Below are 15,814 nucleotides of genomic sequence, written 5' to 3'. Positions count from 1 at the left end.
TGCTCACACGGCGGAGCCACCTACACGTTCATCGCGACGTACTTGATCTCCAGGTACTCGTCGATCCCGACGTCGCCGCCCTCGCGGCCGAGCCCGGACTGCTTCACCCCGCCGAAGGGGGCGCCGGCGTTGGAGACCATCCCCTGGTTCAGGCCGACCATGCCGGCCTCGAGGCGCTCGGAGAGCCGGATCGCCCGCTGCAGGTCGCGGGTGTAGAGGTAGCTGACCAGGCCGAACTCGGTGTCGTTGGCCGCGCGGATGGCCTCGTCGTCGTCGGTGAAGGTGAAGATCGGCGCCACCGGGCCGAAGATCTCCTCCTTGACCAGGCGCGCCGAGGTCGGCACGTCGGCGAGGACGGTCGGCGGGTAGAAGTAGCCCGCGCCGTTCGGGATCTCGCCGCCGGTGCGGATCTTCGCGCCCTTCTGCACGGCGTCGTCGACGAGCTCGGCGACCTTGTCGCGCTGGTCGGCCTCGACGAGCGGCCCGACCTCGACGCCCTCCTCGGTGCCGCGGCCGATCGTCATGGCGCCCATGCGGTCGACCAGCTTCTTGGTGAACTCCTCGGCGACGTCGGCGTGGACGTAGAACCGGTTGGCCGCGGTGCACGCCTCGCCGATGTTGCGCATCTTGGCGAGCATCGCGCCCTCGACCGCCGCGTCGACGTCGGCGTCCGCGCACACCACGAACGGCGCGTTGCCGCCGAGCTCCATGGAGGTCTTGAGCACCTGCTTGGCGGACTGCTCGATGAGCTTCTGCCCGACCTCGGTGGACCCGGTGAACGAGAGCTTGCGGATGCGCCCGTCCTCGATGAGCGGGCCCATCACCTTGCCCGTGGACTTGGTGGTGACGACGTTGAGCACGCCCTCGGGCAGCCCCGCCTGCGCGAGGATGTCGGCGAGCTTGAGGATCGTCAGCGGGGTGAGCGACGCCGGCTTGATCACCATTGTGCAACCGGCGGCGATCGCGGGGCCGATCTTGCGGGTGCCCATGGCGAGCGGGAAGTTCCACGGCGTGATCAGCAGGCACGGGCCGATCGGCTGACGCATCACCAGCACCCGCCCGGCGCCCGTGGCGTTGACCTTCCACTCGCCGTTGATCCGCACGGTCTCCTCGGAGAACCAGCGGAAGAACTCGGCCGCGTAGGTGATCTCGGCCTTCGACTCGGCGAGCGGCTTGCCCATCTCGAGGGTCATGAGCATGGCGATGTCGTCGGCCTGCTCGGTGATCATCTCGAAGGCGCGGCGCAGGATCTCGCCCCGCTCGCGGGGGGCCGTGGCCGCCCACTCGGCCTGCTTCTTCGCCGCGGCGTCGAGGGCGGCCATACCGTCCTCGGGGGAGGCGTCGGCGACCTCGCACAGGATCTCACCGGTGGACGGGTCCTCGACGGGGAAGGTCTTCCCCTCCGCGGCGTCCCGCTCCCGGCCGCCGATCAGCAGCTTCTTCGGGACTTCGTCGATGACCCGTCGCTCGCGGTCGGCGTCGCTCATCTGGGTGCTCAGCTCCTTCGCAATGGGCGTGACCCGCCGTAGATGCCCGGACGGCGGGTCACCTACTCACAGCGTCACGGCGACGTACTTCGTCTCCAGGTACTCGTCGATCCCGACGCGGCCGCCCTCGCGCCCGAGGCCGGACTGCTTCACGCCGCCGAACGGCGCCGCGGGGTTGGACACCATGCCCTGGTTGAGCCCGACCATCCCGGCGTCGAGCCGCTCGGAGAGCTCGAAGGCCCTGCGCAGGTCCTGCGTGTAGAGGAAGGCGACCAGCCCGTACTCGGTGTCGTTGGCCAGGCGGATCGCCTCGTCGTCGTCGGCGAACGTGAAGATCGGCGCCACGGGGCCGAAGATCTCCTCGTGGGCCAGCCGGGTCGACGGCGGGACGTCGGCGAGCACCGTCGGCGGGTAGTACCAGCCGGGCCCGTCGGGCACCTCGCCCCCGAGCCGGACCGTCGCCCCGTCCGCCACGGCCTCGGACACCAGCCCGTCGACCTTGTCGCGCTGCACGTCCGAGATGAGCGGCCCGACCTGGACGCCCTCCTCGGTGCCGCGCCCGACCTTCTGCGCGCCCATCCGCTCGGTCATCTTCGCGGTGAACTCCTCCGCGACGTCGGCGTGCACGTAGAAGCGGTTGGCGGCCACGCAGGCCTCGCCGATGATCCGCATCTTGGCCACCATCGCGCCGTCGACGGCCTTGTCGACGTCGGCGTCCGCGCAGACGATGAACGGCGCGTTCCCGCCGAGCTCCATCGACGTCCGCAGCACCGTGTCGGCGGCCTGCGCGAGCAGCTTCCGGCCCACGGCCGTCGAGCCGGTGAAGGAGAGCTTGCGCAGCCGCGGGTCGTGCAGCAGGGGCTCGACGACGCCGCCGGGATCCGTCGTCGTGACGACGTTGAGCACGCCCGCCGGCAGGCCCGCCTCGGCGAGGAGGTCGGCGAGGTAGAGCATGGTCAGCGGCGTCAGGTCGGCGGGCTTGACCACCATCGTGCAGCCGGCCGCGATCGCCGGGCCGATCTTGCGGGTGCCCATCGACAGCGGCATGTTCCAGGGCGTGACGAGCAGGCACGGCCCGACGGGTCGGCGCATGACGAGCATGCGGTTGCCGGCCGGGTCCGTCGCGAAGTCCCCGGAGATCCGCACGGCCTCCTCGGAGAACCAGCGAAAGAACTCGGCGGCGTAGGTGACCTCGGCCGTCGACTCGGTGACCGACTTGCCCATCTCGAGGGTCATGAGCACCGCGAGGTCGTCGCGGCGCTCGATGAGCATCTCGTAGGCCCGGCGGAGGATCTCCGAGCGCTGCCGGGGCGGGGTGGCCGCCCACTCCTCGGCGGCGGCCACGGCCGCGTCGAGCGCCGCGCGGCCCTCCTCGGGCCCGGCGTCGGCGACCTCGGCGATCGTCTCGCCGGTCGAGGGGTCCTCCACCGGGAAGGTCCGGCCGGTGTCCTGGGCCCTGCCGCCGATCCGCAGCCCGGTCCCGACCGCCCCGACGATGGCCTTCTCGTTGTCCTGCACGGCGCCTCCTGCACTCGTCTGCAGATCAGCAGTGCCCCGGCGAGCAGCGCCACAACCGCCAGCGGGGGCGCGTCACCGGGCGGGTCCCTACGCTCACGGGCGTGTTCTCTCCGCACGTCGTGGTCGCTCCCCGCCCGGACCTGCCCCAGCGCGTTCCCGACGGCGAGGGCGGCCCGGTCGTGGTGGTCGGCGGCGGTCTCGCGGGAGTGACAGCCGCAACGGTCCTCGCCGAGCGGGGGATGTCCGTCGAGCTGCTGGAGGCCGCGCCCCGCCTCGGCGGCCGGCTCGGCACGTGGCCGCGGACGCTGCCCGACGGCACCGAGGTCACCGTCGAGCACGGCTACCACGGGTTCTTCCGGCAGTACTACACGCTGCGCGACGTGCTGCGGCGCATCGACCCGGACCTCGCCTTCCTGCGCGACGTCGGCGGCTACCCCGTCGAGAGCCGCGAGTGGGAGTCCGAGGACTTCACCGACCTCCCGACGACGCCGCTGGCGAACCTCGCCGCGCTGGTGTGGAAGTCGCCGAGCTTCCGCCTGCGCGACCTGCGCAAGGTCGACGGACGCGAGGCGCTCGCGATGCTGCGCTACGACCCGGTGCGCACCTTCGCCGAGCACGACCACCGCACCACGGCCGAGCTGCTCGACGCCTTCGGCTTCTCCGAGCGCGGCCGCGCCATGCTCTTCGAGGTCTTCGCGCACTCGTTCTTCAACACCGAGCAGCGCTACTCGGCGGCCGAGTTCCTCGCGATGTGCCACTTCTACTTCACCGGCAACCCCGAGGGCCTCGGGATGGACGTCCCGGTCGACCAGTACGCGGCCACGCTGTGGGAGCCGTTCGCCGCGCTGCTGGACAAGCACGGCGCCACGGTGACGACGGGGGCGCGGGCGACCGTCGTCGTGAACGGCCCCGGCGGCTGGTCGGTGGGCGTCGAGGGCGGGCCGACGCGGACCGCGCGCCACCTCGTCGTCGCCACCGACGTCCCCGGCACCCGCGACCTGTTCGCCCGGTCGCCCGGCTTCGCGACGACCGCGCCGCGACTCGCCGCGCAGGTGGCCGAGCTGCCCGGCGGCGAGCCCTACGTCGTCGCGCGCCTGTGGTGCCGCGGCGACGTCGACGCCCGGCACGCCGACTTCACCGGCGTCACCCGCGAGCGCATCCTCGACTCGGTGACCCTGTTCCACCGCATCGAGGCGGAGTCCGCGGCCTGGGCACGCCGGACGGGCGGCTCCGTGATCGAGCTGCACTCCTACGCCTGCCCGCACGAGGCGACGCGCGACGATCTGGTCGCGCAGATGCGTCGCGAACTCGAGGGCCTGTGGCCGGAGTTCGCCGAGCTGGAGGTGCTCGACGTCGACGCGCACCTCTACACCAACGCCCCGGGCTTCGACCCCGGGTACCACCCGCGGCGGCCCGGCGTCGTGACCGACGCCCGCGGGCTGCGCCTGGCGGGGGACTGGGTGGCCTCCGACGTGCCGTCGGCGCTCATGGAGCGGGCGGCCGTGACCGGGGTGCTCGCCGCGAACGACGTCCTGCGCGAGGAGGGCGTGGCGCCCGAGCCGATCCGGTCGATCACGCCGCGCGGCGTCCTCGCGGGCCGGAGGCGATAGGGTGCGGCGCGTCAGGCGATCAACGTTCGAGGAGAGGGACAGCGTGCAGACCCGACGGGTGGCGTCCTTGCTGGTCATCGCGGCGGCCTCGGCGGCCGTGCTGTCGGGGTGCGTGTACGACGCCGAGCCCGCGCCGGGTTCGCCCTCGAACCCGAACGTGTTCTCGACCGAGGGCTTCCCGCCCCCCGGCCCGCCGCCCGTGCCCGGTCAGATCACGCCCGGCCCGGTCGCCCCGCCGGCCCCGGCGAACGCGCCGCGCCCGGCCACCGGCCCGCAGGGCCCGCAGCCGACCCCGTCGCCGCAGACCTCCGAGGTCGAGCCGCGCCCGACGAGCGCGCCGGCCCCGGCTCCGGGGAGCTAGCACCGCCCCGCTGCGAGCAATGCGTCACTGCCGGCACTGAACGCCGGCGAAGCCACACCGTGGGAGCCGTCCCCGACGGTGTGGCTCTCCTGGCACTGGACGCACGCAGTGACGCATTGCTGTCACCGGCAGTGCTGTCACCGGCAGTGCTGTGACCGGCACTGCCCGCGCGCCGCGCGTGCTACGCCGCGGACCCGTCGTCGGGAAGGGCACGGCGACGCCGGCGGCCGCGCGCCGAGATCAGGATCCCGATCAGGCCCAGCGTGCCGGAGATGCCGAACGCGATGAACGACTGCGGCGAGATCCCGCCGGTCACCGCGTCGCCGAGGAACACCACGGCGGCCGTCCCGGGGACCAGCCCGACGAGCGTGCCGATCAGGTAGGCGTGCCAGCGCACACTGGTCACCCCGAGCGTGTAGTTGAGCGGCGCGAACGGGATGCCGACCAGCCGCGACGAGGTCACGGTCAGCAGTTCGCGCTCGCAGAGCCGTTCCTCGAGGGCCTGCACCCGCTTGGGGCCGAGCCGGTGGATCGCCCGGCCGCCCAGCCGTCGGGCGATCCAGAACCCGATCAGCGCGGACACCATCGACGCCGCGACCGCGATCGCGATGCCCCACACCGGGCCGAACATCAGTCCCGCGGCGAGGGTGAAGGCCGTGCGGGGGATCGGCGTCGTCGTGATGACCGCGTGCACGAGGAAGAAGATCAGCGGCGCCGCGGGCCCGACGGCGAGGACCCACTCGCGCAGTTCGGCGGGCGAGGGCAGGGGCACCACGACCGCCACGACCACGGCGACGGCCAGCAGGCCGAGCGCCAGCAGGCCCCGCGTCCGGTTGCGCACGCCGTCCCTCTCGCTCGCCGGCTCCCGACGGGGCTCCAGACTACTCAGCCGACGCGGGCGAACAGGCCCTGGTACTCCCGGACGAGCCCGAGTGGATCGACGGTGAACGCGAAGGATCCGTACTGCGGATCGGCGTAGGTCCACCGGTCCTCGGCCTCGCGGCGGTAGGTCTGGGCGACCCGCTGCACGGCCAGCGACGGCACGTCGACCCACGCCACGTCCACCGTGCGCTCCTCGCCGACCGCGAGGTCGAGGCGCCGGACCACGAGCGTGTTGGTCAGGGGCGTCACCGAGACGTCGACGTCGTGGCAGCCCTCGAGCTCCGGCCAGTCGCGACCGTCGAGGGTCCAGTGGCCGAGCGCGTCCGCGGTGAGCGTGACCCGGTCCAGCCCGTCCCCGCCGAGCGCCTCGAGGAAGCACGCCCGGGTCTGCCAGCGGGCGTCGACGACCACCGAGAACCGCGCCGACCACGGCTTCGGGGCGGCCTGCTCACCGATGGGTCCGGTGTCGTCGGGCGAGTCCGCCCCGATCGCGGCCCCGTCGAGCAGGAACGCCGCGTCCGGCCGGTCGGGCGTCGGCTCCATCTCCGAGACCGTGCCGTGCACCAGTCCGTGCGGCTCGTCGAGGCGACGCCAGAGTGCGGTCCCGAGGGGCATCGCGACATCGTGGCACGATCGGGAGGGGACGAAGTCGATCAGGTCGGGAGGACCCGGTGAGCGAGCCGCAGGACCAGAGGGGTCCCGACGACCGGTCCGGCTCCGGCTCGGGTCCCGGGTCGGGATCGGGATCGGCCGGGGGAGTGCCGCCCTGGGACCCCGCCGACCGCCCGGCGACGGGTGGCTGGCAGAGCCCGGGACCGTCGCCCACGACGCCGGGGCCCCCGACGGCCGGCACGCCGCGCACCCCGCCTCCCGCGGGCGACCCGTGGGGGTTCGGCGGCCCGGTCACCACCCCGCGGCCGGGGATCGTGCCGCTGCGGCCGCTGGCCCTCGGCGAGGTGCTCGACGGCGCCTTCCAGTACATCCGGGCGCACCCGCGGGTGGTCCTCGGGGTGTCCGCCGTGGTCGCCGTGATCACCACGTTGATCCAGGCTCCGTTCCAGGCCACCTACGGGCAGTCGCTCGAGCCGTTCCTCGTGCCCTCCGGCGGCGCCCAGCCCGACCTCGGCGCGCTTGCCGGGATCCTCGGCGGCGCGTCCGCGCTGCTCGGGGTGAGCGCGGTGGTCGGGCTGCTCGCGAACACCGTGCTGACCGGCCTGCTCGTCGTGGTGCTCTCGCGTTCGGTGCTCGGCGCGCCCGTCGACGCGCGCGAGTGCTGGAACGCGGCGCGGCCCCGCCTGCCCGGGCTGCTCGGCGTCGTGGTGCTCGTGGCCCTGGTGACGCTGCTGGCGCTCGCGGTGTGCCTCGCGCCGGCGGGGATCGCGGCGCTCGTGGGGGCGACCGGCCTCGCCGTCGGGCTCGCGGCGCTCGGCCTGCTCGTCGGCGGCGTCGCGGCCGTGGTGGTCAGCGTGCTGCTCTCCCTCGCCGCGCCCGCCTACGTGCTGGAGGGCATCGGCGTCACCGCCGCCCTGTCCCGCTCCCGCGCGCTCGTGACCGGCCGGTTCTGGCCCGTCCTCGGCATCCTGCTGCTGGCGACGATCATCGTCTCGATCGTCGCCGGGCTCGTCGGCGTGCCGTTCGGCCTGGTGGCCACCGGCGTCGCCTCGGCGACCGGCACCAGCCCGTACTCCCTGCTGCCGCTGCTCGTCTCCTCGATCGGCACCGTGATCGGTGCGGCGCTCACGTCGCCGTTCCAGGCCGGGGTGACGGGGTTGCTCTACATCGACCAGCGCATGCGGCGCGAGGGCTTCGACATCGAGCTGCAGCGGGCCGCTCACGGCCTGGCGTGAGCGCGTGACCCCGCCCCCGCCGCCGTTCACCCCGACCGCCGACCAGGCGCGGGAGCTGGCGGCGCGCGAGCTCGCGGGGGCCGCCTACCGGGCCCGGGAGCCGGGCGTGCTCGAACGGGTCGGGCAGTGGCTGCTCGACCGGCTCGACGAGCTGATCACCCTGCTCACCGCGCAGCGGCTCGGGGGAGCGGGCGGGGTCGTGCTCGTCCTCGTGCTGGTCGCGGTGGTGGTGGTCGTGGTGCGCCTGCGGCTCGGCCGTTCCGCGCGGACCGCGCGCCTCGCCTCCGCCTCGCTCGACGACACCGGGCTCACCGCGGCCGACCACCGCGCCCGCGCCGGGGAGCACGGCGCCGCGGGGCGGCACGACGAGGCGGTGCGCGAGTGGATGCGCGCCCTCGTGCGCGGGCTGGAGGAGCGCGACGTGCTCACCGCGCGCCCGGGGCGGACCGCGGGCGAGGCGGCGCGGGAGGCCGCGGCGGTGCTGCCCGCGGCGGGCGGGGCGCTCGCGGACGCGGCCCGCTGCTTCGACGAGACCGTGTACGGCGGGCGGCCCGCCGACGCCGGGTCGGTGGACCGGATGCGGGCCGCCGACGACGCCGTGCGCGGGGTCCCGGTGACGGCGGGGTGACCCTGCGCCGTCGGCTCCGGCGCGCCCGGGGACCGCTCCTCGTCGGCGCGCTCGTCGTCGTCGCGGGCCTCGTCCTCGCGCTCGCGGGCGCCCGGGCGGGACAGGGGCTGCTGGAGCCCGGCGGGGTCGACCCCGCCGGCAGCGGCGCGCTCGTGGCCGTGCTGCGCGAGCAGGGCGTCCGGGTGGACGTCGCGACCCGGCCCGAGGACGTCGTCGGCGCCGGCCCCGACACGACCGTGCTCGTCGCGTTCCCCGCCCGCCTCGGGCCCACCGGGCGACTCGCCCTCGCGCACGCAGGCGCCGACGTGGTCCTGGTCGCGCCCGACGGCGCCGCCCTCGAGGACCTCGTGCCGGGGGTGCGGGCCGCCCAGGCGCCGCCGGACCTGCTCACCACCGGGGTCGTCCCCGCCCCGGGCTGCCCGCTGCCCGCCGCGCTCGCCGCCGGGCCGCTCGCCCTCGACGGCGCGGTGTACGAGGTCGCCCCGCCCGCGGTCGGGTGCTACGCCGCGGAGGGGGTCGCGCCGCTCGCGGTCAGCGGCCGCACCGTGGTGCTCGGGTCGGCGACGCCGTTCACCAACGAGGCGCTCGACCGGGCCGGCAACGCCGCGCTCACCATGACCCTGCTCGGCGCGCACCCCCGCGTGCTCTGGTACCTCCCCGAGCCCGGCGCCGGCGGCGAGACGTCCCTGGTCGACCTCGTCCCGCGCGGCTGGCTCTGGGGCACCGTGATGCTGCTGCTCGCCGGGGGCGTCACCGCTCTGTGGCGGGGCCGGCGCCTCGGGCCGGTGGTCGCCGAACGGCTCCCGGTGCGCGTGGCCGCGGCGGAGACGACGCGCGGCCGGGCCGCGCTCTACCGGCGACTCGGCGCGCGCGGCCGGGCCGCCGCGATCCTGCGCGCCGACGCGCGGCGACGCCTCGCCGCCCGGCGTGGCCTCCCGCCGGATGCGCCCACCGAGGCCCTCGCAGCAGCGCCTGAGACCCTTCGAGCTGCCGCGAAGGATCTCCTGGAGGGCCCCGACCCGACCGACGACGCCGCGCTCGTGCGGCTGGCCGACGAGCTGGACCGACTGGTGAGGAGCACCCCGTGACCCCCGACGAGGCCCGCGAGGCCCTGACCGCGCTGCGGGGCGAGGTGGCGAAGGTGGTCGTGGGGCACGACGCCGCCGTCACCGGCCTGGTGATCGCCCTGCTCTCCCGGCGGCACGTGCTGCTCGAGGGCGTCCCGGGCGTGGCGAAGACGCTGCTGGTCCGGGCGGTCGCGGCGGCGTGCTCGCTGGAGAACCGCCGGGTGCAGTTCACGCCCGACCTCATGCCCGGCGACGTCACCGGCTCGCTGGTCTACGACGCCGGGACCTCCGCGTTCGACTTCCGCCCCGGGCCGGTGTTCACGAACCTCCTGCTCGCCGACGAGATCAACCGCACGCCGCCGAAGACCCAGGCGTCGCTGCTGGAGGCCATGGAGGAGTTCCAGGTCTCGGTCGACGGCACCCCGCGGCCGCTGCCCGACCCGTTCGTCGTGGCCGCCACCCAGAACCCCGTCGAGTACGAGGGCACCTACCCGCTGCCCGAGGCCCAGCTCGACCGGTTCCTCGTCAAGCTCGTGCTCGACCTGCCCGCCCGCGACGACGAGATCGCCGTGCTCGAGCGGCACGCCGGCGGGTTCGACCCGCGCGACCTCTCGGCGGTCCGCCCGGTCGCCGGGGCCGAGCACCTGACGACGGCGCGGGCGGCGGTCGGGGCGGTCGCGGCGCGGCCCGAGGTGCTGGCCTACGTCGTGGACGTGTGCCGCGCGACGCGCAGCTCGCCGTCGGTCGCGCTCGGTGCCTCCCCGCGCGGGGCGACCGCGCTGCTCGTCGCCGCCCGCGCCTGGGCGTGGCTCTCGGGGCGCGACTACGTGACCCCCGACGACGTCAAGGCCTGGGCCCTCCCCGTCCTGCGCCACCGCCTCGCGCTGCGCCCCGAGGCGGAGCTGGAGGGCGTGACCACGGACGGCGTGGTGCGGGGCGTGCTGGACTCGGTGCCGGTCCCGCGCTGATGGCACTCTCGGGCCGTGCGGCGCTGGCGGCGGTCGTCGGCGCGCTCGTCGTGGGCCTGCTCGTGCCCTCGGTCGCGGGCGTGCTCGGGATCGTCGCGGCGCTGCTGGTCGCGGTGGTGATCGACCTCGTGCGCGCCGGGTCCCCGGCCGCGCTGCACCTGGAGCGGGCCGAGGAGCTCGTCCAGGTGCGACTGTCCGAGGAGGCCGCGACCACGGTCGTCGTCGTCAACCCGTCCCGACGACGGGTGGTGGGGCTCGTGCGCGACGCCTGGCCGCCGTCGTGCGGCGCGGCGGGCGACGTGCACCGGCTCGACGTCCCGGCGGGGGAGCGACGGCGGGTGACGACGACGCTGCGGCCGACGCGGCGGGGCGAGCACGCCGCGGCGACGGTGACGGTGCGGGCGTGGGGCCCGCTCGGGCTCGCGGCCCGGCAGCGGTCCCGCGCCGTGCCCGGGCGCGTGCGCGTGCTGCCCGAGTTCGCGTCGCGGCGGCACCTGCCCTCCCGGCTCGCGCGGCTGCGGGAGCTCGACGGGCGGCGCGCGGTGCAGGTCCGGGAAGCGGGGACCGAGTTCGACTCGCTGCGGGAGTACGTGCGCGGCGACGACGTGCGCTCGATCGACTGGCGCGCGTCGGCGCGGTCGACGGACCTGGTCGTCCGCACCTGGCGTCCGGAGCGGGACCGGCACGTGCTGGTCGTGCTCGACACCGGCCGCACCGCGGCGGGGCTGGTGGGCGAGGGCACCAGCGGGGCCCCGCGGCTGGACGCGTCGCTCGACGCGGCCCTGCTCCTCGCGGCGCTGGCCGCCCGGGGCGGGGACCGGGTGGACCTGCTCGCCGTCGACCGGGCCGTGCGCGCCTCCGTGATCGGGGCCCGCGACCCGCTGCCCGCGATGACGGCGGCCCTCTCCGGGGTGGAGCCCACGCTGGTGGAGACCGACATGCGGCTGCTCGCGGCGACGGTGCTGACCCGGGCGTCGCGGCGGTCGCTGGTGGTGCTGTTCACCGGTCTCGACGACGCGGCCGTGGCCGAGGGCCTGGAGCCCGTGCTGGGCCCGCTGCTGCACCGGCACACGCTGCTGGTGGCCGGGGTGGCCGATCCCGCCGTGGCGTCGCTGGCTCTCGGCCGCGGCTCGGGGGAGGCGGTCTACGGGGCCGTGGCGGCGACCGTGGCGGCCGAGGAACGCCGGGCCGTCGTGGGGCGGCTGCAGCGGCGGGGGGTCGAGGTGGTGGACGCGCCGCCCGACGAACTCGCGCCCGCCGTGGCCGACCGGTACCTGGCGTTGAAGGCGCGGGGGCGGCTGTAGCCCCGCTCCGGGTGCAAGCAATGCGTCACTGCTGGCACTGGACGCCAGGAAAGGCCACATCGTCGGCGGGACGGTCGAGCGTGTCGAGCTGCTGACGTTCAGCGTCCGCCGTGTGCCACCGCTGACGTCGGTGACGACGCGTCGTCCAGGACCCCGGCCCGCGTCCGCAGCACCCGCCGCCCGTGCAGCACGTAGGCCACGAACAGCAGCCACACGGCGACCCCGATGCCGATGCGCGCCCACGTGGGCAACCCCGACGGGGTCACGAACGCCTCGACGATCCCCGACACCAGCAGCACCCCGACGAGGCCGAGCGCGATGCCCACGGTGATCCGTGCCTGCCGGGCGAGCGAGCGCGCGCGGGTGAGCGGGCCCGGGTCGATCCACGACCAGCCCAGCTTCAGCCCCGCCCCGGCCGCGACGAAGACGGCGGTGAGTTCCAGCAGGCCGTGCGGGGTGATGAGCCCGAGGAAGAGGTCGAGGCGGCCGTTCGCGGCGAGGATGCCGCCCGAGATGCCGACGTTCACGACGTTCTGGAACAGCACCCACAGCACCGGCAGCACGAGGACGCCCGTGATCAGGCACGTCGCCGCGACCAGCGCGTTGTTGGTCCACACGCGGGCGGCGAACGACGCCGCGGGGTTCGACGAGTAGTACGCCGCGAACTCCTCGTCGACCAGACGCCGCGTCTCCTCGGGCGAGGCGATCGCACCGGCCACCTCGGGGTTCCGCGCCACCCACGCGCCCACCAGCACCATGACCGCCACCGACAGCAGCGCCGTCGGCACCCACCACCGGGCGCTCGCGGCCAGCGCGGCCGGGAACTCCTCGACCACGAAGCGGCGCACCGACCGCCAGCTCCACGGCGTCGTCCCGAGGACCGCCGAGCGGGCGCGGGCGACGAGCGAGGACAGGCGCGAGACCAGGGCCGGGTCGGGGGAGGAGGAGCGCACGACCGACAGGTGCGTCGCGGTGTGGCGGTACAGGTCGAGCGCCTCGTCGGCCTCCTCCGCGCTCCAGCGCCGCCGGCCGCGCAGCAGCTCCTCGAGGCGGTCCCACTCCGCGCGGTGGGCGTCGGTGTAGGCGTCGACGTCCACTCGCGACGGTCCTTTCACTGGCACCATGTCCGATCATGACCCCACCGGATCCCGGCGTCGTGATCGGCGAGGCGGTCGAACTCGATCTCGCTCCCGCCAAGCTACCGAGCCGCGCGCTCGCGTTCGCCCTGGATCTCGTGATCGTCGGCGCGATCCTGGTGGCGGCGACGATCGGTGTGGTCGTGTCCGGCGTCCAGGTCGACGGGGCGCTCGCGGCGACGCTCGGGGTGGTCCTCGCCGTGCTCGCCTTCGTCGTGTGGCCGACCGCCTGGGAGACGCTGACCCGCGGCCGAACGCCGGGCAAGGCCGCGTTCGGGCTGCGGGTGGTCTCCGACGACGGCGGCCCGATCCGCTTCCGGCAGGCCCTCGTCCGCGCCCTGGCCGGCCTGTTCGTCGACTTCGGGCTCCTGAGCGGGATCGTCGCGATCGTGGTCTCGGCCTGCACCCGCCGCGATCAACGGGTCGGCGACCTCCTCGCCGGCACGATCGTCCTGCGCGACCGCGTACCGCGCTCCACCCGACACCCGACGCTGCCCGCGCCCGATCCCGCGCTCGCCGGCTGGGCGTCGACCCTGCAGCTCGCCGCGCTGCCCGACGACCTCGCGCTCGCGGCCCGCCAGTTCCTCGCCCGCGCGGGCGACCTCGATCCCCAGATCCGTCGCACGCTCGGCGAGCGGCTCGCGACGGACGTCGCGGCCCGGACCGCACCCGACCCGCCGTCGGGAACGGGTGCGGAGGCCTTCCTGACGGCGGTCCTGGCCGAGCGCCGTCGTCGGGCGTCGTAGGGAGTCAGTTCCGCAGCCGCACGCTCGACGAGACGACGAGCACCGACGACAGCGCCATCGCCAGCCCCGCGATCAGCGGGCTGAGCAGGCCGAGCGCGGCCAGGGGGATCGCGGCGACGTTGTAGCCGAACGCCCAGACGAGGTTGCGGCGGATCGTCGTGGCCGTGCGCTTCGCGAGGTCGAGGGCGTCCGGGACGGCCTGCAGGTCATCGCGCACGAGGATGACGTCGGCCGCGTCGAGCGCGACGTCGGTGCCCGCCCCGACCGCGAGGCCGAGGTCCGCGGCGGCGAGCGCCGGGCCGTCGTTGACGCCGTCGCCGACCATCGCGACCCGCCGGCCCCCGGACTGCAGCGAGCGCAGCGCGTCGACCTTGCCCTCGGGCAGCACGTCGGCGACGACCTCGTCCACCCCGACCGCCGTCCCGACCGCCGACGCCGCCTCGGACCGGTCGCCCGAGAGCAGCACCGTCCGGAGCCCCGCGGCGCGCAGCCGCGCGATCGCGGGCGCCGCCGAGGGCTTCACCTCGTCGGCGAGCTCGAACACGGCCACCTCGGCGCCGTCCAGGCGCATCACGACGAGCGTCGAGTCCTGCTCCGGGGCGGGCGCCCAGTCGGGCAGACCGGCGACGGGCTTCTCCAGCCGCACCTCGACGCCGTCCACCATCCCGTGCGCCCCGAGTCCGGGCAGTGCCTCGAAGCCCTCGACGGCCGGGAACGCGTCCACCTCGGCGCGCGCGCACGCGACGACGGCGCGGGCCACGGCGTGCTCGGAGGCGTCCTCGACCGCGCCCGCCGCCGCCAGCACCCGCCGTCGGGAATCCGCATCGGCCAGGTGCACCGACCGCACCGTCATCGCGCCCGTCGTCACCGTGCCGGTCTTGTCGAAGACCACCGTGTCGACCACGCGCGAGGTCTCCAGCGCCTGGTGGCTCTTGAGAAAGATGCCCTCTCGGGCGCCGCGGCCGGAGGCGACGAGCATCGCCGTGGGGGTCGCGAGGCCGAGCGCGCACGGACAGGCGATGACCAGCACGGCGAGCGCGGCGGAGAAGACGTCGCCGGCGCTGCCGCCCACGGCCCACCAGCCGAGCGCGGTGAGCACCGACAGCGTGATGACGATCGGGACGAACACCGAGGAGATGCGGTCGACGAGCCGCTGGACCGACGCCTTCGACGCCTGCGCGGACTCGACGAGCCGGATCATCCCGGCGAGCTGCGTGGCGCCGCCGACGGCCGTGGCGGTGACGACGAGCCGACCGGACACGGCCACGGTCCCGCCGGTGACGGCGTCGCCCGCGGCCACCTCCACGGGCACGGTCTCGCCGGTGAGCATGGACCGGTCGACGGCGGACGCGCCGGACTCGACGGTGCCGTCGGTCGCGATCTTCTCGCCGGGCCGGACGACGAAGCGGGTCCCGACGGCGAGCGCGGCGGCCGGGATGCGCGCCTCGGTCCCGTCGGGGAGCAGCACGGCCACGTCGCGCGCGGCCAGCGCGGCCAGCGACGCGAGCGCGTCCCCGGCGGACCGCTTGGCGCGGGCCTCGACGTAGCGCCCCGCCAGCACGAACGTCGTCACCGCGGCCGCGACCTCGAGGTAGAGCGGTCCGACGGGGTCGAGGAAGACGCTCAGGGCGCCGGCCGAGGGGTCGGGCAGGTGGCCGGTGAGGATCGAGCCCAGCGACCACACGGTCGCGGCGATGATGCCCAGCGAGATCAGGGTGTCCATCGACGAGGCGCCGTGCCGGGCGTTCACGAACGCCGCCCGGTGCAGGGGCCACGCCGACCACCCGACGACGGGTGCCGCCAGCGCGACCACGACCCACTCCCACCCCGGGAACCGCGCCTCCGGCAGCACGGACAGGACCAGCGGCAGGTCGACCATCGGGATGAACAGCACCGCGGCCACGACGAGCCGGCGCCACAGGTCGGCCACGCGGTCGTCGCGGACGGCCTCGACGTCCCCGCGCTCGTCGTCGGGCACCGACAGCGGCGTGGCGCCGTAACCGAGCTTCGCGACGACGTCCACAACGGTGGAGCGCTCGACGTCCGGACGCAGCGTCACGGTGGCCCGCTCCGTCGCGTAGTTCACCTGCGCGACGACGCCGTCGACCTTGTTGAGCCGCCGCTCGATCCGCGAGGCGCAGGCGGCACAGGTCATGCCGGTGAGCAGGAAGTCCTCGCTCTGGTCCGCCCGGGGCGCGGCGACGGTCATGCTCCGATGGTGCGCCCCCCGCGCGGGTGCGCGCACACCGGGTGTCACCAT

14 protein-coding genes are annotated in these 15,814 nt (G+C 75.3%); 8 read left to right on the top strand and 6 right to left on the bottom strand.

Features of this window, described 5'->3' with window-relative positions:
- Positions 1-20: 20 nt before the first annotated feature.
- Both LN037_RS10415 and LN037_RS10410 read right to left on the bottom strand, forming a co-directional pair.
- Complete coding sequence (locus LN037_RS10415; RefSeq protein ID WP_230751862.1) at positions 21-1,487, bottom strand: NAD-dependent succinate-semialdehyde dehydrogenase; 1,467 nt, start codon at positions 1,485-1,487, stop codon at positions 21-23.
- A gap of 66 nt (positions 1,488-1,553) precedes the next feature.
- Positions 1,554-3,005: an NAD-dependent succinate-semialdehyde dehydrogenase gene (locus LN037_RS10410; protein WP_230751861.1), complete on the bottom strand. Its 1,452-nt coding sequence runs from the start codon at positions 3,003-3,005 to the stop codon at positions 1,554-1,556.
- A gap of 101 nt (positions 3,006-3,106) precedes the next feature.
- On the opposite strand from LN037_RS10410, the gene LN037_RS10405 reads away from it, so the two are divergent.
- Positions 3,107-4,615, top strand: a complete 1,509-nt coding sequence (locus LN037_RS10405) for an FAD-dependent oxidoreductase (protein WP_230751860.1) — start codon at positions 3,107-3,109, stop codon at positions 4,613-4,615.
- 43 nt (positions 4,616-4,658) lie between these two features.
- Positions 4,659-4,976 carry a hypothetical protein gene (locus tag LN037_RS10400; protein WP_230751859.1) on the top strand — a complete coding sequence of 106 codons (318 nt, stop codon included), beginning with the start codon at positions 4,659-4,661 and terminating at the stop codon, positions 4,974-4,976.
- Between the two features lie 181 nt (positions 4,977-5,157).
- Here the strand turns inward: LN037_RS10400 and LN037_RS10395 are convergent, their stop codons facing one another.
- Positions 5,158-5,817 carry a TVP38/TMEM64 family protein gene (locus LN037_RS10395; RefSeq protein WP_230751858.1) on the bottom strand — a complete coding sequence of 220 codons (660 nt, stop codon included), beginning with the start codon at positions 5,815-5,817 and terminating at the stop codon, positions 5,158-5,160.
- Positions 5,818-5,861: 44 nt separating this feature from the next.
- Positions 5,862-6,473: a putative glycolipid-binding domain-containing protein gene (locus LN037_RS10390; protein WP_230751857.1), complete on the bottom strand. Its 612-nt coding sequence runs from the start codon at positions 6,471-6,473 to the stop codon at positions 5,862-5,864.
- 56 nt (positions 6,474-6,529) lie between these two features.
- Between LN037_RS10390 and LN037_RS10385 the strand changes: the two genes are divergently transcribed.
- From LN037_RS10385 to LN037_RS10365, 5 genes are read left to right on the top strand one after another with little or no spacing between them, the layout of a single operon-like run.
- Positions 6,530-7,705, top strand: coding sequence for a hypothetical protein (locus LN037_RS10385; RefSeq protein WP_230751856.1), 1,176 nt, complete (start codon positions 6,530-6,532; stop codon positions 7,703-7,705).
- A gap of 4 nt (positions 7,706-7,709) precedes the next feature.
- Positions 7,710-8,333, top strand: coding sequence for a DUF4129 domain-containing protein (locus LN037_RS33515; protein WP_230751855.1), 624 nt, complete (start codon positions 7,710-7,712; stop codon positions 8,331-8,333).
- Positions 8,330-9,421, top strand: a complete 1,092-nt coding sequence (locus LN037_RS10375) for a DUF4350 domain-containing protein (RefSeq protein WP_230751854.1) — start codon at positions 8,330-8,332, stop codon at positions 9,419-9,421. The genes LN037_RS33515 and LN037_RS10375 overlap by 4 nt, the downstream gene beginning before the upstream one ends.
- Positions 9,418-10,368 (top strand): AAA family ATPase, encoded by a 951-nt coding sequence (locus LN037_RS10370; RefSeq protein WP_230751853.1) that lies wholly within the window; start codon positions 9,418-9,420, stop codon positions 10,366-10,368. The genes LN037_RS10375 and LN037_RS10370 overlap by 4 nt, the downstream gene beginning before the upstream one ends.
- Positions 10,368-11,672, top strand: coding sequence for a DUF58 domain-containing protein (locus tag LN037_RS10365; protein ID WP_230751852.1), 1,305 nt, complete (start codon positions 10,368-10,370; stop codon positions 11,670-11,672). Before LN037_RS10370 ends, LN037_RS10365 begins: the two co-directional genes overlap by 1 nt.
- A 98-nt stretch (positions 11,673-11,770) precedes the next feature.
- On the opposite strand, the gene LN037_RS10360 is transcribed toward LN037_RS10365, so the two are convergent.
- Positions 11,771-12,769, bottom strand: coding sequence for a stage II sporulation protein M (locus LN037_RS10360; protein ID WP_230751851.1), 999 nt, complete (start codon positions 12,767-12,769; stop codon positions 11,771-11,773).
- A 35-nt stretch (positions 12,770-12,804) separates the two neighbouring features.
- Between LN037_RS10360 and LN037_RS10355 the strand changes: the two genes are divergently transcribed.
- Complete coding sequence (locus tag LN037_RS10355; RefSeq protein WP_230751850.1) at positions 12,805-13,554, top strand: RDD family protein; 750 nt, start codon at positions 12,805-12,807, stop codon at positions 13,552-13,554.
- 4 nt (positions 13,555-13,558) lie between these two features.
- Here the strand turns inward: LN037_RS10355 and LN037_RS10350 are convergent, their stop codons facing one another.
- On the bottom strand, positions 13,559-15,763 hold the full coding sequence (locus LN037_RS10350) for a heavy metal translocating P-type ATPase (RefSeq protein ID WP_230751849.1): 2,205 nt from the start codon (positions 15,761-15,763) through the stop codon (positions 13,559-13,561).
- Positions 15,764-15,814 lie beyond the last annotated feature (51 nt).

It is taken from the genome of Actinomycetospora soli, from assembly GCF_021026295.1.
GTDB classification, from domain to species: domain Bacteria; phylum Actinomycetota; class Actinomycetes; order Mycobacteriales; family Pseudonocardiaceae; genus Actinomycetospora; species Actinomycetospora soli.
Note: the sequence above shows the minus strand (reverse complement) of the source record. Positions and strands in the feature narration are given on the sequence as shown.